General features: G+C 35.6%; 22 protein-coding genes. 15 read left to right on the plus strand and 7 right to left on the minus strand.

Annotated features, from left to right (window positions below):
• Positions 1-35: 35 nt before the first annotated feature.
• The 6 genes from IPK35_11565 to IPK35_11590 form a co-directional block, all read right to left on the minus strand.
• On the minus strand, positions 36-1,685 hold the full coding sequence (locus IPK35_11565; protein ID MBK8053877.1) for an LptF/LptG family permease: 1,650 nt from the start codon (positions 1,683-1,685) through the stop codon (positions 36-38).
• A 620-nt stretch (positions 1,686-2,305) separates the two neighbouring features.
• Complete coding sequence (locus IPK35_11570; protein ID MBK8053878.1) at positions 2,306-3,265, minus strand: transposase; 960 nt, start codon at positions 3,263-3,265, stop codon at positions 2,306-2,308.
• Entirely contained in the window at positions 3,223-3,561 is a 339-nt protein-coding gene (locus IPK35_11575; protein MBK8053879.1) for a hypothetical protein, read from the minus strand. The genes IPK35_11570 and IPK35_11575 overlap by 43 nt, the downstream gene beginning before the upstream one ends.
• Before the next feature lie 366 nt (positions 3,562-3,927).
• Complete coding sequence (locus IPK35_11580) at positions 3,928-4,023, minus strand: GrpB family protein (protein MBK8053880.1); 96 nt, start codon at positions 4,021-4,023, stop codon at positions 3,928-3,930.
• A gap of 151 nt (positions 4,024-4,174) precedes the next feature.
• Positions 4,175-4,897: a nitroreductase family protein gene (locus tag IPK35_11585; GenBank protein ID MBK8053881.1), complete on the minus strand. Its 723-nt coding sequence runs from the start codon at positions 4,895-4,897 to the stop codon at positions 4,175-4,177.
• 120 nt (positions 4,898-5,017) lie between these two features.
• Entirely contained in the window at positions 5,018-5,485 is a 468-nt protein-coding gene (locus tag IPK35_11590; GenBank protein MBK8053882.1) for a 23S rRNA (pseudouridine(1915)-N(3))-methyltransferase RlmH, read from the minus strand.
• A 354-nt stretch (positions 5,486-5,839) separates the two neighbouring features.
• Between IPK35_11590 and IPK35_11595 the strand changes: the two genes are divergently transcribed.
• The 10 genes from IPK35_11595 to IPK35_11640 all read left to right on the plus strand — a co-directional run bounded on the left by IPK35_11595 (position 5,840) and on the right by IPK35_11640 (position 15,540).
• A complete protein-coding gene (locus IPK35_11595; GenBank protein MBK8053883.1) occupies positions 5,840-6,592 on the plus strand; it encodes a hypothetical protein in 753 nt (250 codons plus the stop codon).
• A 108-nt stretch (positions 6,593-6,700) separates the two neighbouring features.
• The gene (locus tag IPK35_11600) at positions 6,701-7,852 is read left to right on the plus strand and encodes a Gfo/Idh/MocA family oxidoreductase (GenBank protein ID MBK8053884.1); all 1,152 of its coding nucleotides are present in this window, start codon (positions 6,701-6,703) and stop codon (positions 7,850-7,852) included.
• 56 nt (positions 7,853-7,908) lie between these two features.
• Complete coding sequence (locus tag IPK35_11605) at positions 7,909-8,961, plus strand: sugar phosphate isomerase/epimerase (GenBank protein ID MBK8053885.1); 1,053 nt, start codon at positions 7,909-7,911, stop codon at positions 8,959-8,961.
• Between the two features lie 235 nt (positions 8,962-9,196).
• Complete coding sequence (locus IPK35_11610; GenBank protein ID MBK8053886.1) at positions 9,197-9,433, plus strand: hypothetical protein; 237 nt, start codon at positions 9,197-9,199, stop codon at positions 9,431-9,433.
• Positions 9,434-9,436: 3 nt separating this feature from the next.
• Positions 9,437-9,754, plus strand: coding sequence for a type II toxin-antitoxin system RelE/ParE family toxin (locus tag IPK35_11615; GenBank protein MBK8053887.1), 318 nt, complete (start codon positions 9,437-9,439; stop codon positions 9,752-9,754).
• Between the two features lie 154 nt (positions 9,755-9,908).
• Complete coding sequence (locus IPK35_11620) at positions 9,909-10,523, plus strand: transcriptional regulator (GenBank protein MBK8053888.1); 615 nt, start codon at positions 9,909-9,911, stop codon at positions 10,521-10,523.
• Positions 10,520-11,245, plus strand: a complete 726-nt coding sequence (locus IPK35_11625) for a DUF3307 domain-containing protein (protein MBK8053889.1) — start codon at positions 10,520-10,522, stop codon at positions 11,243-11,245. The genes IPK35_11620 and IPK35_11625 overlap by 4 nt, the downstream gene beginning before the upstream one ends.
• A 1-nt stretch (position 11,246) precedes the next feature.
• Positions 11,247-13,364, plus strand: coding sequence for a hypothetical protein (locus tag IPK35_11630; protein MBK8053890.1), 2,118 nt, complete (start codon positions 11,247-11,249; stop codon positions 13,362-13,364).
• A 59-nt stretch (positions 13,365-13,423) separates the two neighbouring features.
• A complete protein-coding gene (locus IPK35_11635; protein ID MBK8053891.1) occupies positions 13,424-14,305 on the plus strand; it encodes a sugar phosphate isomerase/epimerase in 882 nt (293 codons plus the stop codon).
• A 56-nt stretch (positions 14,306-14,361) separates the two neighbouring features.
• Positions 14,362-15,540, plus strand: coding sequence for an MFS transporter (locus IPK35_11640; GenBank protein ID MBK8053892.1), 1,179 nt, complete (start codon positions 14,362-14,364; stop codon positions 15,538-15,540).
• Between the two features lie 22 nt (positions 15,541-15,562).
• Here the strand turns inward: IPK35_11640 and IPK35_11645 are convergent, their stop codons facing one another.
• On the minus strand, positions 15,563-16,192 hold the full coding sequence (locus tag IPK35_11645; GenBank protein MBK8053893.1) for an outer membrane beta-barrel protein: 630 nt from the start codon (positions 16,190-16,192) through the stop codon (positions 15,563-15,565).
• Between the two features lie 247 nt (positions 16,193-16,439).
• On the opposite strand from IPK35_11645, the gene IPK35_11650 reads away from it, so the two are divergent.
• From IPK35_11650 to IPK35_11670, 5 genes are read left to right on the plus strand one after another with little or no spacing between them, the layout of a single operon-like run.
• Entirely contained in the window at positions 16,440-17,051 is a 612-nt protein-coding gene (locus tag IPK35_11650) for a YihA family ribosome biogenesis GTP-binding protein (GenBank protein MBK8053894.1), read from the plus strand.
• Between the two features lie 6 nt (positions 17,052-17,057).
• The gene (locus IPK35_11655) at positions 17,058-17,552 is read left to right on the plus strand and encodes a hypothetical protein (GenBank protein MBK8053895.1); all 495 of its coding nucleotides are present in this window, start codon (positions 17,058-17,060) and stop codon (positions 17,550-17,552) included.
• A 40-nt stretch (positions 17,553-17,592) separates the two neighbouring features.
• On the plus strand, positions 17,593-17,874 hold the full coding sequence (locus tag IPK35_11660; GenBank protein ID MBK8053896.1) for a 1-acyl-sn-glycerol-3-phosphate acyltransferase: 282 nt from the start codon (positions 17,593-17,595) through the stop codon (positions 17,872-17,874).
• Entirely contained in the window at positions 17,826-18,734 is a 909-nt protein-coding gene (locus IPK35_11665) for a hypothetical protein (GenBank protein ID MBK8053897.1), read from the plus strand. Before IPK35_11660 ends, IPK35_11665 begins: the two co-directional genes overlap by 49 nt.
• A 9-nt stretch (positions 18,735-18,743) precedes the next feature.
• On the plus strand, positions 18,744-19,289 hold the full coding sequence (locus IPK35_11670) for an exonuclease domain-containing protein (GenBank protein ID MBK8053898.1): 546 nt from the start codon (positions 18,744-18,746) through the stop codon (positions 19,287-19,289).
• Positions 19,290-19,372 lie beyond the last annotated feature (83 nt).

Raw genomic sequence — 19,372 nt, forward strand, 5'->3', positions numbered from 1 at the left:
ATTGATTTTAAGGCAATAAAAATTTAAACATATTCTTATTTCGATTTTGATCTTTTGAAATATTTACCTACGATATCATTGAATGAAGAAAAATTTAACCCCATATCTCTTAGAGCCATATAACTCAACAGGACAGCAAAAGGCAGAAGAATAAAACACGATAACCAAGCTGCCCTCAAGCCTGAAATATCTCCGTTTTTGTTGAGCTTCTCCCCGTAAATGGTAGAGATGATAAATATCATATAAAACAGAATGGCCACTAGCAATGGATATCCATAACCACCTTTTCGTATGATACTACCTAATGGAGCACCAATAAAAAGAAAAATAATACACACTGATGCCCAACTGTATTGCTGATTGAGTCTGAGCATATATTTTTCAAAGTATCGTTTGTTGTCAGTATTTATATTATTTAATGTGAGCAATTCGTCTCTGTCCCTGGATAGATTTGTTTGAGCTCTTATCATTACTTCCCGATGATCTATAGAGTCTATCATATCTGCGATGTGAACTATTCCTTTTTGATTACCAGTCTTGAACTTGATTATTTTTTTTACTGGCTCTGGTGTAATAGGAAGAGGTGCTGTTGTTGATTGAGCATTTTGCTCCGTTGCTGATCTTACAGAGATATGTGTTTTATGATGTACAGATTGATTTTCAGTAGATTGTACTTCCATGGCATTGTCCATGTTTGTTCGGTATGAAGTATCACTTTGGGTTGAATTGTAGTCTGCATTTGCATTCTGTTCTTTGTTATGGTCAATATTTTGATTGGAATTTGGTGTGAAAATCAGATTTGCTCTGTTTGCGATCTTTTCAGTATTTACTTTAACATCAGTTCTGAAAGAGTCGATGGATTTTAAGAGTTGAATGGTATTCATCATGTCCTCCCTGTTTCTGTTAAAATTAAGCAATCCATCTTGTCCATCAAACTGATTCATATCAAATGATTTTATCCATTGGTCAAAATATGTTCTCGTAAAGGGTATCTCTGACTGATCTGAACCAAGTTTCAGCTTTTTTTCACCTTCTTTGTAGTGAACTCCGGTATCTAACTGCATTACAAAGTAACGACCATCATCGGCAGTATACATTTCTCCATTTTTGGCACTCATGATACCGATCAGGCTCTTATCATTGGCTGTGTGGTCAAAGATAAGTACATCATGGATCCCCCGTTTATCGTCATCTATCTTATTCACCCTGATGATCGTTTCTCCAAATGCATCATTGAAAATTCCTTGCTCTATTGCCAGTGCAGCTTTTTGTTTCCTGATGGTCTGAAATCTTTTGTTGAACTGTAGTAAAGAAACGGGTTTAAGGTAATTGGATGCGAAAATGGAAAATAAGGCAATCAATGAAGCGACCACCAGTCCTGGTATCATGATACGATATAATGATACTCCGGCAGATTTCATGCTGGATAATTCATATTTTTCAGCCATGTCTCCAAAAACCATTACCGAAGATATCAATACTGTAATAGGAACAGCCATCGGTATGAGTGTCACAGCATAATAAAATATCAATTCGATGATTTCAAATACTGTAATACCTTTACCAAGGATGTCGTCGATGTATTTCCACAAAAACTGCATCACCAGCACAAACGTAGCTATAAAGTAGGAGAGAATGGCGGGTCCGATAAAACTTTGAATAATGAGTTTATCTATCTTTTTCAATGATAATATTTGCTTACTTTAATGCAAAATTACCACTTTTTTTTGATAACTATGACGAAATAGAAAATTTGGTGTGTATAACATATAGCACTTCTTTTAGGGTAAGAATGAAAACGAACAAACGGCACTTTTGAGAATGTGTCTATAAGGAATATTTCGTCAATTTACCCCCAACTAAAGGCCCCTGAAGGGGAGATCAGATGTCTGAAGAGTGGTAAAGGGTGGGGCGTCCAAAAGTACAATCTAATCAATGGTTTCTCAGAATATTATTTTTAATTTTCTGATTCTTGCGTTGAGAGATGGGATATGGTGTGTATAACATATTGCACTTTTGTGAAAAAAATTAACTTGCTACATTTGCCTATACATACCCCCAACCCCTAAAGGGGAGACCAGCGCTAATATTGAAAGCATTGGCGTGGCTCGTCCCTTTAGTTATACCGTTGATTTTATAATATTTGGCGGTGTTTTTTATTACAAAGTTCAATCAAATTTATATGTTTGCACTTGGTAATGGTTTTGATCTCGTGCGCAACTCTTCAATTGAGTTTTGAGACTCTTCCATTGCCTTTTTATTTTATTTTCTGCTCTTCGAGAAACTGGTGCGTTTTGCATCTTTTCTAGCTCTGCCTTATAATCTGCGGTTTCTTTTCCAACTTCTCTATTTGCTGATCTGCGTCTACTGGTTTGTTTTTTTGTGTTTTAGGTTTTGATGAATCGTATGCCTCTTTGTTTGTAAGCATACCATAGATCACTCTTGTTAACTTGTTCATTATTACACCTAAAGCATCGTTATAGGTCTTACCTTTCGCTCTTTGATTTGAATATATCTCTTTAAAATAAGGGTCATACATAATCGCATTTTTAGCTACCATGTATATTGTACCCCTATATGAACTACTTCCTTTTTTGCTCATTTTAGGTTTCTTTGATATATCACCACTTGTATGGTTTTCTGGGTGTACTCCAAAATAGCAACAAAGTGATGCGGCACTGTTAAATCGATTTATATCTTCTATTTCTATGCTTAATGACACTGCTGACTCGATGCCGCAACCAGGAATTGTGACTAAGAAATCCGCTAAGTCGTTGGCTCCGTGTTTAGCAAGCTCTGATTGAAGTTCTTTGATCTGGGTGGAGAATAAGTTAATAGTTTGGGCCAATGTTTTAATATTTAGCTCAGTAAGTATCGTATTACCCGACCCTGAATCTAGCTTCACCGCTTTTTGGATGGCCTCAGCCTTCTCCATGGTTAACCCTTTGATTTTAGCCAAAGAAGCTGTTTTCGCATTTAATATCTTTGCCTTTGATGGATACTTTTGAAGTACTTTATACATGTATTTTGGCATGCCATTTTTACTAAAAGTTAAAAGACCAGGAATACAACTATACACTACTTTCTCAAGTTGGTTGATATTTCTCGTCTTTTGTTTAATAAATCCTTGTATAGTTTTGTGCATCTGTTTCGCAGTATAAAAATGTAAGGATCTAGGCTTGGCTTTCTCTAGTTCTTCATAATTTTCAGATACATGCCTAGCTATAATTTCACTACTGATGGCGTCATTAATATTGCGATGCATATTCTTTTTGACTCATGATGTGTCCGCAACGGATTAATCCTGAACATGATGATTCGCTTATCAAAACTTACCAATTGATTATACCAATTGTTTTCATACCCACCGGTACTTTCAATAGCCAAATAGATTTTATCAATAGACAAAAGTGCCTGTGATAAGACTTTTTTGAGTTCATCAAGACCGGATTGATTATCAATAAAATTCATCCTGCGATTAGTAAATTCATTACCCTTCGAAATTAAACTGAAATCACAATAACCTTTACTTGCGTCCAGTCCTCCAAATCCAACTTTCATACATAAATTACTTTAAAATGTGTTAAAAAATGTCAAGCCTTAAATTCCCTTATATTATACGATATCAATGTATCAAGTTATACCTCATGATTAAGCTTGGCGAAAGGGACACTAAAGGACGATATCTAAGTATCAAGGGGTGTTCCCCTTCAACCGCCAAGTTATAAATTATTTGTTTATCTTGAAACCATTAATTTTTAAAATGCAAACATATAAGGGGTGTTCCCCTTCAACCGCCAAGTTATAAATTATTTGTTTATCTTGAAACCATTAATTTTTAAAATGCAAACATATAAGGGAATGAGGGTAGCGAGGGAATTTAAGTATTTGTGCAGTTTGATATACACACAGGGATATGCTCTTTTTCTATTTCTGACAAAAGATTTTAAGGATGTCTATTACAGGTTTTGCAGCAAGTCCTTTAATGGCCGTGCTGCCAAAATGCTCTATTCGCTTTACAATATCAGTTCCTAAAGCTTTTTTAGCTTAATTTTTTCTATTCTGAATCTTTCAGGCCATTTTTCAATATAGGGTACTATTTCAATGGGAAATAGTCTTCCTAATGCTTCATTTGATAATTGACCAAGACCTGACATACACTATTAACTTTACATCAAACCATTTTGTACACCTCATCAAATGGTATTCTCATTCTGTCCCCCCAGACGCCTCCATTGTCCCTGATCCCGCATGAAACGATCATATTGATTTCGGCTCCCCATGCCAGATTTAATATCTTTTTTACCATTTTGCTATCAAAACCTTCCATTGGACAAGTATCACAACCTGCATCAGCCATAGCAAGCATAAAAGTTTGTGCAGCCAGTCCACAGGTTTTGTGGACAACGACTCTCTGGTCATTTTCAGATACCTGGTAGAAGATTGGCCGGAAAAGGCCAATTATAATTACAAGGATCTTTCTCAATAGACCTAAAAGTCCAAAAAATCGGGCATATAAAAAAGGCATGACTTTGCCATAATACAATTCCCAGCGTTTTACTCTCTTAGACTGCCTCTCAGTAGGACTATTTTTAAGTACATTTTGTGATTCGAGTTCCAGCATTTTTTTAGATCGTTTCATAAATAAATCCTGTCTGGTTACAAATACTACCATCTGCTGAGCAGTTCCAGCAGCTGATTGATTAAAACATGCCAATGAAAGTTTTTTAAGAATTTCGGGTTTGACGACATGATAAAACTCCCAAAGTTGCATGTTGGAACTGTTAGGTGATAAGACCGCAAGTTCCAGGCAATTTTTAACTTTTGCTGCATCAAGTGGCTCATCCTTAAAGATCCTTACTGAACGTCGATATCGTACTATTTCTTGAAAAGTCATAACTATTTATTTACAATTTTAATTCACAGATCATTATTTTATCAGATCTAAAAGTGGGTTTAAAATGATTCTGAGTAGCTCATCTATCATATTTACAATATGGATTCTGTACAAATTGTTTTAAACATTATGGTATTTTTCATTCTTGATGATGGTATATGCCCTGTAGAGTTGTTCGACAAAAAAAAGTCTGACCATCTGATGTGAAAAAGTCATTTTTGACAATGAAAGTAAATGATCGGCTCTTTTTTTCAGAATATCATGATGCCCAAATGCACCTCCTATGATAAAAACCATATGTTTACCGGCATGAATAGTCTGCTGCTCAATAAACGCTGCAAATCCTTTTGAATCATATTGTTTACCTTGTTCGTCGAGCAATATGACTACATCTTCTTTTTTTAATCTGGACATAAATAATTCAGATTCCCGCTTTTTTGTTTCATCAGCTGTTTGACCTTGTTTGATGTCTTTAAATTCTTCATATTGTAATTTTGTATAGTGTTTTAACCGCAAAAGATATTTGTCTATTCCGGAGGTAAGATAAGGTTCGTTGGTTTTTCCGATAGACCATATAGATATTTTCATACATTCAAATTTTGGTGTATTTAATGTAAAATGGATTGCATATGCCGTAATGAAAATTAGGTTGATGCAACAAGATTAAAAGTATGTTTTAATTTGCCGCTTGGAGCTAAATGATAAAAGTTTAAACATACTCTAAACACAAAAGTAAGAAATTCACTTTCTTTAGAAGACTTCAAAATACTAAAATAAAAGATTTTTTAAAAAATAAAAAAAATAATGTTCAAAAATGATCAATATCATTTATAAATGGAGACTATATTTAATTATAATACGTTATACAGAAAGAATGTTTTATATCGAAATGGCAAAAAAGAATGTAAAACCTATTTTTAATCACTTTTTATGTTTGAAATTATGAAAATTAAGATATTTATAAGTCTGTTTATAGTAATAGGTTTGTTGTCTTCGTGTGAAAAAAAGCCGATGGAAGCTTCAGGTGGTGATATCAACTTCAGATTTAAACTCACCTATGGTGATCAACCATTTGAAATGTTTAAAACTTATGACTATCCTGTGATTAAAGAGAAATTTCAAATGACACGATTGTCTTTTTATATCTCAGACCTTACCATCAGGTCAATCAATGGAGATATTAATGTGAAAGATATAGATTATCTCAACTTGACAGTAAGTCATACTTCACCACTTCCAGCCAACGGTTATGAGTACGTGATTAAAGGTGTTAAACCTGGTTCTTACACCTCTTTTGATTTTGGTGTAGGTGTTCCAAAAGCACTCAATGCATTAGCACCTAAAGATTTTAAAGCGGGGCATATCTTAAGTACTACTGCGGAATATTGGTCATCCTGGAAAAGTTATATATTTTTCAGACCTGAAGGACAAATATCTATAAATGGTAAGCCAATGTCTGAAACACCATTTGCACTTCACCTTGGAGCAGACGAAGCTTTCAGAAAGATATCTTTTGCAAAACCAATCATTGTAACTGAAGGAAATGTCACCAATGTTGATATTATGCTGGATATACAAAAGTTTTTTAATGGTAAGAAACTATATGATATCAAAACCACCCAACAGATTCATTCTTTGGAACAAATGCCCTTAATACTTCAATTGACAGATAATCTTGAAATTTCATTTAAGTGAAAAAATGAATTTTGACAAAGTAATGGTCTCTAGCTTTAAATTTATTCATTTTTACCAATCTTTTTGATCTTTTTCTTAATTTTCCGCTCTTTATCAAAAGTATAAATTATGAGCAGGAAAATTAGAATGGGTATGGTTGGCGGAGGTCAAGGTGCCTTCATTGGCGCAGTACATAGAATGGCTGCATTAATGGACGGACAGATCGAATTAGTCTGTGGTGCATTTAGCAGTGATCCGGAAAAATCAAAAGCCTCAGGAGCTGACTTATTCCTTCCGTCAGATAGGGTATATGATTCTTTTGAACAAATGATCACCTCTGAAAAAAAACTACCGGCTGATCAAAGAATGGATCTTGTATCTATTGTGACACCCAATCATGTACATTTCAAGCCTGCTGCAATGGCCATTCAGAATGGTTTTCATGTGATTTGCGATAAACCACTTTGCTACAATCTGGAAGAAGCCTATGAACTAAATAATCTCGTGAATCATTCTGATCGGATTTTTGCTCTCACCCACAATTATACAGGTTATCCTATGGTCAAACAAGCCAAACAGATGGTGCGTAGTGGCGATCTGGGTACAATTAAAAAGATAGTGGTAGAATATCCTCAGGGTTGGTTATCCACTCTTCTGGAAGCATCTGACCAAAAACAGGCGACTTGGCGTACGGATCCATTAAGATCTGGTATTGCGGGTGCTATGGGTGATATAGGCACTCATGCTGAAAACCTGGCTGAATATATCACAGGTTTAAAAATTTCAGAATTATGTGCGGACATCAGTACTCTTGTAGATGGCAGAAAACTGGATGATGACGGCAACGTATTGCTTCGCTTTGAGAATGGAGCCCGAGGTATCCTATATGCATCACAAATCTCAACCGGTGAGGAAAATAACCTTCGTATCCGTATCTATGGTGAAAAAGGAGGCTTGGAGTGGGCACAAATGGAACCCAATACACTTGTGGTACGTTGGGCGGACCGTCCTGTAGAATTGCTTAGAACAGGAGGTACAGGTATCTCCAAGGAGGCAGCTGCACACACAAGAATTCCTGCAGGCCATCCTGAGGGATACCTTGAAGCATTTGCTAATATTTACAGAAATGTAGCAAAATGTATTCAGGCACAAATCAGCGGTGTGCAAGTTGATCCAATGTACAAAGATTTTCCTGATATAGCAGATGGTGTCAGGGGAATGGAGTTTATATACAAAGTGATCGAATCCGGAAAAAGCGAACAAAAATGGATTAAACTATAGAAATTAACCTTAAACCTTAACCTAAATCTATATCATCAACCTTAATCTAAATAATTATGAACACAATCAAAGGACCTGCAATCTTTCTTGCCCAGTTTATGGGAGAAGATGCACCTTTCAACACTTTGGAAACGATCTGTCAATGGGTAGCAGACTTAGGTTATAAAGGCATTCAGATCCCCACTTGGGAAAGCAGACTGATCAATCTCGATCTGGCAGCCGGAAGTCAAACCTATTGTGACGAACTCAAAGGTAAAATCAATAGTTATGGACTCGAAATCACCGAATTGAGTACACATTTGCAAGGGCAATTAGTGGCGGTACACCCCGCTTATGATCTCATGTTTGATAATTTTGCTCCAGAATCGCTGAGAAACAATCCAAAGGCAAGAACTGAGTGGGCAGTAAAACAAGTCAAAAATGCAGCATCTGCATCCATGCGGCTGGGATTAAAGGCACATGCTACTTTTTCAGGTGCCCTGGCATGGCATACTATGTATCCCTGGCCACAAAGGCCAGCTGGACTTATCGACATGGCATTTACCGAGTTAGCAACAAGGTGGATACCTATTCTTAATCATTTTGACCATTTTGGTGTGGATGTATGTTATGAAATCCATCCGGGAGAAGACCTTCATGATGGTCTTAGTTATGAACTATTCCTTGAAAAAACAAAAAATCATCCGCGTGCCTGTCTTTTGTATGATCCGAGCCACTTCGTACTTCAACAGCTGGGCTATCTGGAATACATTGATATCTACCATGAGAGAATCAAGGCCTTCCATGTGAAAGATGCTGAATTCAATCCGACAGGTAAGTGCGGTGTATATGGAGGATTTGCTGACTGGAAAACAAGAGCGGGGCGATTTAGATCACTCGGTGACGGTCAGGTAGATTTTAACGGTATTTTCAGTAAATTGTCACAATATGGTTTTGATGGATGGGCAGTGATGGAATGGGAGTGTTGTATCAAATCTCCTGAGCAAGGCGCAAAAGAAGGTGCTCCTTTTATTCAGAATCATATTATCGAAGTGACTAAAAAAGCTTTTGATGATTTTGCAGGAGCAGCGGTAGATGAAGGTTTTTTGAGGAAGTTGCTGGGGATATGATGTCGAAGTGACACTACCCAACCATTTGACTGATCTCAGGGCTGTTCAACAACAATGAACAGAAGGACTGAAAAACAATGAGGTTATGCCCTAATTTTATAATAAATCCACCTTAATGGCAGATGGTTGTTTAATATTATGTCTTTTTTGTTACAAACTTTTACTATCAAAATTAGTTATAACTTTAAACATACTCTTACATACAAATAATTCAAAAATTCAAAAATTTAAAATGATAGACTTACCCACTCGCAAATTAAATTTGATTCAGTATTTAGCACAATCACAAGATGAAGTGTTTTTGGAAACATTGGAGCAACTGATATTGAAGAAAGAAGGTATAACAAAAAATAATTACTCACCTTTCACAGTCGAAGAATTAATAGAAAGAATAGAAAAGTCAGAATTGGATATTAGAAATGGTAAGTATAAAACTCAGGAAGATTTAGAAAAAATATCTGCTAATTGGTAATAAATGAAAATTATTTGGACTGATTTTGCCACCGAAAATTTGAAAAATATTTTCGACTATTACAGTGTCAATGCTAATAAGAAAGTTGCCCATGAAATTCGAAAACAAATCTTAGAGGCTACCAAACAATTAAAAAAGAATCCGGAAGCAGGTCAAAAGGAGTTGTACCTAGAAAGTTTAGGTCCAGTTTTCAGATATTTAGTGGCATCAAATTATAAGATAATTTATAGGTTTGATGATAATCAGATATTTATTAATGATGTGTTCGATACTAGACAAGACCCTATCAAGATAATGGATAAGAGTAGGAGATTGAAGTAATTTCTAATCTAAAGAAAGTTAATAATTTATCTTGAATTTTATTCATATATTAAGGTTTTTTAAATATTAGCGAATTAGCTAATAATTTAAAATATTAGCGAATTAGCTAATATTTTGCAAAATAAATTGTACGTTTGTACTAAAAATCAATAATATGATAGGGATATTGACTGGAGATATCATTAATTCAGAGAAATTCACTGAAGATAAATGGTTAGTGCCACTCCAATCTTTTCTAAAAACCGTAGGTGACTCTCCAGCAGATTGGGCTATTTATAGAGGTGATGAATTCCAAATAAAAATTGATGAACCTAGCCAGGCTTTCTTAAGAGCATTGGAAATAAAAGCTACAATGAAAAAAATCAAAAATTTGGATGTACGGATAAGTATAGGTATAGGCAAAGCAGATGTGATGAGAGAAAATATATTGGAGTCAAATGGCCCCGTATTTTTAAGATCGGGAAGAGGGCTTGATGATTTGAAAAAAAGCAAAGTAACGATGGCAATCAATACAGGCAATGAACTTATGGATACTGAATTGAACTTGTATCTGAAGCTGGCATTATTTGGAATCATGGACTCTTGGACAGTGGCATCTGCAGAAATGGTCAGCATAATACTCCAAAATGACAGTGTGCCTCAAGAAGATATTTCAAAAAAAACAGGAATAGCGCAATCAGCCATCTCTCAACGACTCAAAAGAGCAAATCTTGAAGTTTTGTTGGAATTGAACAAAATGTTTGTCAAAAAAATAAAGACTTTAGAATGATATTATTGGTAACTAAAGTGATTTTAGCACATTTTATTGGAGATTTTTATTTACAACCTTCTTTTTGGGTTCATGATAAAGAGCAAAAGAAGCACAAAAGCATTTATTTGTACTTGCATTCAGCGATTCATGGTTTGTTGGTTTGGATTTTACTATGGGAATGGAGCGCGTGGAGAATGGCCTTTTTGTTTACTGTAGTTCACTATGTGATAGACTTGCAAAAACTAGTGTTTCAGAAGGAGAAGACAAAGAGAAATTGGTTTTTTTTAGACCAGCTACTACATATTTTCTCTATCTTTATACTGATTGACATATATAAAAATGGAGAGATATCTATTGACATTTCACAAATATTAAATAGCAAAAACATCATTTTTGTGACAGGGTATGTGATTTTGACACTTCCTATATCTATCATCATTCAAAAGATGCTTTTACCTTGGTCTGATCTTATAGGTGAAGCTGATGACGATTCGCTGCTCAATGCCGGAAAATACATCGGTATATTGGAGAGATCCTTTGTTTTTGTATTCATTTTGGCTAATCGTTGGGAAGCGGTAGGTTTTCTTTTGGCGGCAAAATCAGTTTTCAGATTTGGGGATTTAAAGGAATCTAAAGACCGAAAGCTCACTGAGTACATTCTTTTAGGCACACTCTTAACCTTTGGTATTCCCATCGTTCTTTCTATGATAACCATTTATCAAGCCAGTTTAATTCAATAAAATGTTTCGTAATATAAAGTATCAATTAATCATTATCGTCAGTGCTATTTTCATCAATGTCGGAAAGTCGCAGGTAATAGAAGATACGATAATGAATATAAAACCTGGCATGGTGCCGGGTGTCACTATTATCGAAAAACCTTACCAATCCGGCGATCTCACTATGACTCAAAATCAGTACAAAATGATGCCGGCTTCATTTCAGGATCCGGCACGTATTCTAATCAAATATCCGGGCTTCAGTACACCCAATGATGGGGCAAATGGAATCATTTTCAGAGGTTTAGCTCCGGAGACCGCCAGATGGCAATTATTTGGTGCCGATATTATCAATCCCAATCATTTGAGCAATGCCGGTACTGCCAATGACCTATCGACAGAGAGTGCCGGCGGTGTCAATGCATTGAGTGGTTCCATCCTGGGCTACTATCATTTTGAAGCAAATCCTGCTGAAGTGTCAAAGGCTGACGTCCTATCCGGTCTTTCAGACATGAAATTAGCACCAAAGATAAAATCATTCATTGATCTAAATCTGATAGGATTGGAAGCGGGTTTGAATTTATCTTCCAAAAATGAAAATTCCACAAGATTTAAAAATATATATGCAGCATACAGATATAGTTTTGTAGGCCTGCTGTCACAATACGGAGTGGATTACGGAAATGAGAAAATAGGATATCAGGATTTTACCATGAATGCTGAAATAATAAGATCTTCTACAATCAATCTCAATATATTTGGAACTCTGGGATCAAGCAGTAATAATTTTCAGGCCGTCAGCCATGTTGATTCTATTTCCAGATTTAAGGATATGCAGGACATTTTTTATAAAAGTAACATGGTAATCGGTGGTGCACAATTTTTGTGGTATAAGAGAGGTAAGGCATTTCATAACACTACGATATTTTCACAAAGAAAAAATGAAAGACGTGAATCCACAAATGAAAGATTTTTATCCACGATAGGACAACCATATGGACAATTTCATGATCAGATTGAATCATTGATTTCTTCACACAGCTATTTTTCAAAGTTGACAAAAAAAGACGTTTTGAAGATTGGTTTACGTGCCAACGGACGAACAAATGATATCATAACAGGAAGGGTGGGGAAGCCCGATTTAATATTATCATTTTATCCATATATTCATTTTTCAAAGAATGTGACCGAAAAGTTTAAATATGAACTAGGCTCGGGTATATTGTACGACTCCTATTCTGAAGAGTGGACTCCTGAACCTTTTGCTACTATAACTTATGGTTTGTCAAAACACTTATCGATGGAGGCAGGCTACAGGCATTCATCACAGCTACTACTTCCTGCGCTGCCATTGCGGCAATACATTGATAAAATACCACGTGTCAAAGCACATAACGTACAACTTGCACTATCTTACATACTCGATGAATTAAACATTAACGCCACAGGTTTTTTTCATCAGTTGAGAGACCTTAGCAATTATGTTTTGGCGGGTAGCGGAGACAAAGAAAGTCATTTTAATATTTTTAACGGCAGTTTTTTAGGATATGATCAGTTTTTGACTGATCCGGTTTTATCATTCAAAGATTTTTCAAGAGGAAGAGTATTCGGGGCAAGTGCTTCGGTAGATAACGTTTTTTATGCCAAAAATAAGCATAAGTTTTCTTACAATGTGAACGGTACTCTTTTTAATGCTGAATATCAGATTCCCGAACTTGTAGAAGAATGGTTTCCGGGTAAGTATAATTATGGTTACACTTCCTCTGTACTTTTAAGTTATGAAACAAACTTATCAGGAACAGATAAAGCCAAAGTACTTACTTTTTCACTATCAAATCACTTGCGAGGAGGCCAGAGAGAACCAGTTTTAAGCAGTGAGCCTAATTTGTCAACTAGGACGATATATGAGTCCAACTCTTCTTTTTCAACAGCATTTGCACCTTATCAAAGATTGGATTTCAGGGTGGTGTATCAGCCTGGATCAGGTAAGAAGTACCAACATAGATGGTCTCTCGATATCCAAAATGTTTTAAACCGCCAAAATGATGGCTTCAGATATTATGACAGATGGCTTAAAAAAGTAATTTTGCAAAATCAATTAGGTCTGGTTCCGGTGTTGAGCTATCGTTTGGAATGGTAAAACTATTTAGTCATCACCAAATTTCAATAAATCTTAATTGTTAATAAAATATATTAAAAATGAATAGAAGATACTTTCTTGAAGTGGGTGGTATGATGTGGGCTTCCAGTTTATTTTTAAACTCAATAAAAATGGTTGACCTGATCAAGAAGAGCAAAAAAGGTATTGGATTGCAACTTTATACGGTGCGAAATGAAATGGACAAAGATGTCAAAGGTACATTGAGAAAGATTGCGGACATCGGATACACATTTGTTGAAAACGCCGGCTACAGCAATGGGAAATTCTATGGGATGACAAAAGAAGATTTTAAATCTATTTTGGAAGATTTGAATTTGAAAATGATATCTGGTCACATCGGATTAGGTCAAGAATCAGGTGAAAAGGGGCTAATCAACCAATTTGAGGAAGTATGTAAAGATGCAAGATATGTAGGTCAGAAATATTTGGGAACTGGCGGACTGGCAGCGGATAAAAGAAAGACCATTGATGATTATAAAAAGTTTGCACATTTGCTTAATAAAGGTGGTGAGATGGCAAAACAACATGGTTTAAAAATATTTCACCACAACCATGATTTTGAGTTTGTCAAAATAAATGGTATCGTTCCGTATGAAATATTGCTCAATGAGACAGATAAAAATTTGGTTACTTTTGAGTTGGATCATTACTGGACAAAAAAAGCTGGCATTGATTCAATAAAACTTATGAAAGATCATCCAGGCCGTTTTTCTCTTTGGCACATCAAGGATATGGATAATACTGAAAGACAATCTTTCACAGAGGTCGGAACAGGTATCATTGATTATTCAAAAATATTTCAAGAAAAATCTATTCCCAAGATGGAATATTTTTTTGTTGAGCAAGATAGTTGTGTGAATTACCCGCCACTTAAAAGTATTGGAATCAGTTTTAATAATTTGAAAAAGCTTCAACTCTGATTCAAAAGACATTTTTACAATTTCGAATCATCAATAGGGAGTTTTCTCTTTATTTGATGACAAGACTTATTTTCACCATAGGTATGAAAATGATTCCTGTCTTGCTAGGCTGGTATCTCTATGAGCTTACCGGCAGCAAATTTGCTTTAGGTATGCTGGGATTGAGTGAAGTAATACCGGCTATTCTTTTTGCTTTGCCGGCAGGCGTCAAAGTAGATACCAGCGCCAAAAAAAGCCTGATTATAAAATGTATTTCCGGATATATCATCATTCTCATCATGATGCTGTATGTCATTTCCGAATATTCTGTATTTAAAGATTCTATTACTTTTACACAATATCTGATTTTTATTTTAGTTGGTCTGACAGGTTGGTTGCGGGCATATATCTCACCATCTTTTTCAGCCATCATAGCACAACTTGTTCCTCAGGCTGCTTTGGTTCAAGCCGCTTCAGTAAATAGCATGACATGGTTACTCGCAGCGGTTGTTGGACCAACACTATCAGGCATGATGATTGGATTTTTTAGTATTTCCTTTTCATTTATTTTCGCTATAACATTGATGATCATTGCTGTTTTTATTTTCAATCATATAAGTGAGAAAGAAGTGAGTTACGATCCTGGTAAAACCCGCACCTGGCACAGTGTTTTAGAAGGATTGAGATTTGTCCATAGCCAAAAGGCTTTATTGGGTGCTATGGGTTTGGATATGTTTGCAGTACTTTTTGGAGGAGTAACAGCATTATTGCCTGTATTTGCAAAGGATATTCTCCATATCGGACCCCAGGCATTTGGATTGCTCATGGCTGCCACTTATTTAGGGAATTTTTTAGCCATTTTGTTTTTGACCAAATTTCCATTGTCAGGAAGTCAGGGATTTAAGCTGTTATATTCAGTGGGTGGGTTTGGGATTTGTATCATTGTTTTTGGAATTTCCCAATCCTTTTGGCTGAGCTTTGTGGCATTGTTTGTCAGTGGACTTTTTGATGGCGTCAGTGTGATAATAAGAGGTACTATCTTTCAATTATTGGTTCCGGATCACATGAGAGGGCGTGTTTCGTCAGTAAGTTCCATTTTTATCAATAGCAGCAATGAATTAGGACAGTTTGAGAGTGGGGTAGCAGCATCACTTTTAGGTACAGTGCCGTCAGTAGTTTTTGGAGGATGTATGACCTTGTTGATCACATCATTGGCATGGATAAAAATTCCGGCCCTCAAAAAAATCGAGTATTAAAGGCCGGAATAGTGAAATCTGATTAAAATTTATATCCTAAGGTAAGCATCAGACGTGATGGAGTTTCAGCAAATGAATATTGATTTCCGCCTATAGTGATATGGTCACCATATTTATCAAAATTACCCTCATACATCAAGTCAAGTCTCAATTTCCATATATCCAGGCCTGTACCAGCTTGCCATCCGTAGGTGGCATTTTTAAATCGTTGTTCATAACCTTTTATATCTACCACATCAGAAACACTGTTGATAAAAAAGTGCCCCACTACGCCACCCTGAAATCTTAGGACACCCAATTTAAAGCCTGCAATGACAGGGATATCCATATGATTATATTTTTCACTCTTTATGGTATTGAATACACCTGATTCTCCATAGGTTTTTATGTCATAATTTACTTTACTCGAATTGAATAAAAGAGAAGGCTCTACAAATATTCCCAATAAGGAAAGTCTGGTATATATCCCGAAATGATGACCATAACCAGCGTTTTGTATATTCCATTCGATATTTTGATTTCCTTGATTGATGATGATACCATCCTTGGCCAGATCATAAGAACTTAATCCTGTCTTTATCCCAAATTCTATTTGAGCAAAGGAATTTAAGGAAGTAAATGCCAGCAGAAAGAAAAAAATGAATCGCTTCATGACTTTTAATTTTTTGATTGGGGTGAAAAAATGATTTTGAAATGATAAAATAATAAAAAAAAGAAGTTATTAATTCCGAAACGGATTATTGGGTAAAAAATGGTTACTTTTGCACCTTGTTTAACTTATATTTAACCCGAAGAGATATTAATTTTATTTTTTAACAGGCTGTAAATTAATGTATTGTGTTGATAATTAATATTTAACTTATTTAGATTAATTTTAATATATCAAAAACAGTGCCGATATGAAAATCAAGCAAGCAGAATATATCGCCAGTTTTCCCAACGTTGCATCTTGCCCCCAGGACAGCAAACCCGAATTTGCTTTTATAGGGCGATCCAACGTAGGCAAGTCGTCACTGATCAACATGCTGACCAATAAAAAAGGTTTAGCAAAAGTATCAGTTACTCCGGGGAAAACCCAAATGCTCAATTTTTTCGAAATCAATAGCTCATGGGTTCTTGTTGATTTACCCGGTTATGGTTATGCAAAAACTTCAAAAGCCACCAAAGCTACTTTCAGCAAGATGATACGAACTTATCTCACTGAAAGGCCAAATTTATTTCTTGCTTTTGTTTTGATTGACATCAGACATTCTTTACACAAAATAGATGAACAATTTATTGGTTGTTGTGGTCAAAATGGAGTACCTATTTGTGTGGTTTTTACTAAATCTGATAAAATTAGTAAAAATCAGATTTCTCAAAATATCAATCATATCAATAATGCATTGCTAGAAACATGGAATGAATTGCCACCACAATTTATTACAAGCTCTGAGACAAATGCAGGCAAAGAAGAGATATTGAGCTATATAAACCAGATTATTGAGTCTGCAACGGTGCTGAATACCTGACATATCATGATGAATAATACATATCCCCATATCATACCTGATGTAAGTCAATGGCCTGTAGCAATGCAAAGCAAATACAGAGCAGAATTTATTTCTGAGCTGAATACTTATGTGATTGAACAGATTCTGGAGACTCATAAGCACAATTTATATGACTTGATTTCCAAAACCATTTATATGGAAAATCAAAGGATCAAACTAAATCCATGGAAGGTTGATCCTCCTGACGAAAGAGAATACTGGAAATCCATATCCACTGAGCTTGAGAATACCACTATCAGAGAAGATCGATTTGATGCTGAATTAGAACTACTCAAGAGAATCATCAACAGGTATGCAGAAGAAATTGTAGGGAATTTTAAGCCCGGTGCTTTTAAGTTTTCACGCGTGTTTTTAACATCATTTTTTAAAAGGATTTTCAATAGATATTTTGGACCCTCGAGTTGGCGCTGGGGTCAAAAAGAAGCCTTCAGGAAAAATCAAACTCCGCGGAAATATTGATCTCATAAGGAACCTGTTTCATAAAGGTACAGTAGTTTTTATGCCCACACACTACAGCAATCTTGATTCAATTATGATAGGTTATGCTATTGATTCCAATGTCGGCTTGCCTTCATTTTCGTATGGAGCCGGGCTGAATCTATTCAATGTGGAAATAGTAGGTTACTTCATCAATAGACTTGGGGCTTTTAAAGTGGACAGAAGGAAAAAGAATCCTATTTATCTGGAATGTCTGAAATCTATGGCCAGCTATTCGATCATAAAAGGGGTCAATTGTCTTTTTTTTTTCCGGGAGGGACTAGATCAAGGAGTGGATCTATAGAAGATAAGTTAAAACTGGGACTCATCAGTTCCTCAATAGAAGCGCAGAGATTACATCTGGAGAAGGGTAATGAAAATAAAATATTTGTGATTCCTTTAAGTGTGGGATATCATTTTGTTTTAGAAGCCTCACAACTGATAGAACAACATCTGCAAATCATTGGAAAAGAAAAATATAAAAGAGCGCGCCCGGCAGGTTTGACTTTTGGTACCATCATCAGATTTGTAAAAGACTTATATACACGGTCATCAGAAGTGTATATGTCTTTTGGCGATCCTATGGATGTATTCGGAAACAAAGTGGATGCGGATGGCAATAGTTTTGACAAGTTCGGTCACAAAGTCAATATGGGTGATTACTTTACATTTGACGGAGAACTTTCCAGTAACAGGCAAAGAGAAGGGGTTTATGCCAAGTATCTCGGTGAAAATCTGGTGGATTCATATCGCAGATTTAATGTTGTATTATCATCCAACGTTGTATCATTTGTTGCCTTTCACACTATTTATAAGGAATACAATGGCACAGATTTGTTTCAATTCTTAAACCAGAAGATAAGTCAGTATGAAATCCCGTATGAACTTTTTTATAAAAATGCTGTCACGGTAATTGAGCATATAAAAACACTTTCAAAAAATAACGCTTTGTTACTGTCAGATGAACCATGGAATGATGACCTAAAACTTATTAATGAAGGTTTTCAAAAATTAGGCATTTATCATGCTTCTGATATTTTGAAACGGATCAATCATGACAAAATTACATGTAAAAATATCAGATTATTATATTTTTATCAAAACAGATTGATTGATTACGGTTTGGAAGAAAAGATGAATTGGAAGAAAGCCTGGCATACTTAAGACTTAAAAATGAATTATATAATATTTGACCTGGAAGCCACCTGTTGGCTTGGAAGACCGCCAAAAGGATTAAACGAGATCATTGAGATCGGTGCTATTAAGGTCAATGATTACGGAGAAGCTGAATCAAAATTCTCTAAATTTGTAAAACCTACGATCAATCCTATTCTTTCTGACTTTTGTAAAAAACTCACTTCTATCTCACAAGAAGATATCGAACGCTCGAGAGTATACCCACATGTCATCTCTGAGTTTATGGACTGGATCGGAGTAGAAGACGAGCCATATTGCCTTATATCCTGGGGTAAATATGACTGCCAGCAACTTGCACAGGATTGCGAACTCCATCGCCTTGATGTACAGTGGTTAGATCATCACTACAATCTTAAGCCTGCATATAGAGAACTTAAAAATTTAAAAGATGAACCAGGCTTGAAAAAAGCTGTAAAACTGGAGGGTTTTGAATTTACTGGCGTTCATCATAGAGCCATCTCAGATGCTGAAAATCTGGCCAAAATATTCATGAAATACTTTAAAGAGTGGTCGGTTGGTTGATGTTAGCCCAAAAATACAATAACCAAATAAAAAATTGGTATAATCCAAATATTTTCAAAAAGCATTTTGAAAATTTGGGTATT

The sequence above is a fragment of the Saprospiraceae bacterium genome (assembly GCA_016713025.1).
Lineage (GTDB): Bacteria > Bacteroidota > Bacteroidia > Chitinophagales > Saprospiraceae > OLB9.

Bases quoted from the DNA above. Each gene is read 5' to 3' on its own strand.
- IPK35_11645 (MBK8053893.1), bottom strand. From the start codon at position 16,192: ATGAAGCGATTCATTTTTTTCTTTCTGCTGGCATTTACTTCCTTAAAT.
- IPK35_11570 (MBK8053878.1), bottom strand. From the start codon at position 3,265: ATGCATCGCAATATTAATGACGCCATCAGTAGTGAAATTATAGCTAGG.
- IPK35_11625 (MBK8053889.1), top strand. From the start codon at position 10,520: ATGATATTATTGGTAACTAAAGTGATTTTAGCACATTTTATTGGAGAT.
- IPK35_11620 (MBK8053888.1), top strand. From the start codon at position 9,909: ATGATAGGGATATTGACTGGAGATATCATTAATTCAGAGAAATTCACT.
- IPK35_11575 (MBK8053879.1), bottom strand. From the start codon at position 3,561: ATGAAAGTTGGATTTGGAGGACTGGACGCAAGTAAAGGTTATTGTGAT.
- IPK35_11650 (MBK8053894.1), top strand. From the start codon at position 16,440: ATGAAAATCAAGCAAGCAGAATATATCGCCAGTTTTCCCAACGTTGCA.
- IPK35_11595 (MBK8053883.1), top strand. From the start codon at position 5,840: ATGAAAATTAAGATATTTATAAGTCTGTTTATAGTAATAGGTTTGTTG.
- IPK35_11615 (MBK8053887.1), top strand. From the start codon at position 9,437: ATGAAAATTATTTGGACTGATTTTGCCACCGAAAATTTGAAAAATATT.
- IPK35_11590 (MBK8053882.1), bottom strand. From the start codon at position 5,485: ATGAAAATATCTATATGGTCTATCGGAAAAACCAACGAACCTTATCTT.
- IPK35_11635 (MBK8053891.1), top strand. From the start codon at position 13,424: ATGAATAGAAGATACTTTCTTGAAGTGGGTGGTATGATGTGGGCTTCC.
- IPK35_11655 (MBK8053895.1), top strand. From the start codon at position 17,058: ATGATGAATAATACATATCCCCATATCATACCTGATGTAAGTCAATGG.
- IPK35_11600 (MBK8053884.1), top strand. From the start codon at position 6,701: ATGAGCAGGAAAATTAGAATGGGTATGGTTGGCGGAGGTCAAGGTGCC.
- IPK35_11670 (MBK8053898.1), top strand. From the start codon at position 18,744: ATGAATTATATAATATTTGACCTGGAAGCCACCTGTTGGCTTGGAAGA.
- IPK35_11585 (MBK8053881.1), bottom strand. From the start codon at position 4,897: ATGACTTTTCAAGAAATAGTACGATATCGACGTTCAGTAAGGATCTTT.
- IPK35_11630 (MBK8053890.1), top strand. From the start codon at position 11,247: ATGTTTCGTAATATAAAGTATCAATTAATCATTATCGTCAGTGCTATT.
- IPK35_11640 (MBK8053892.1), top strand. From the start codon at position 14,362: ATGACAAGACTTATTTTCACCATAGGTATGAAAATGATTCCTGTCTTG.
- IPK35_11660 (MBK8053896.1), top strand. From the start codon at position 17,593: ATGCCCACACACTACAGCAATCTTGATTCAATTATGATAGGTTATGCT.
- IPK35_11605 (MBK8053885.1), top strand. From the start codon at position 7,909: ATGAACACAATCAAAGGACCTGCAATCTTTCTTGCCCAGTTTATGGGA.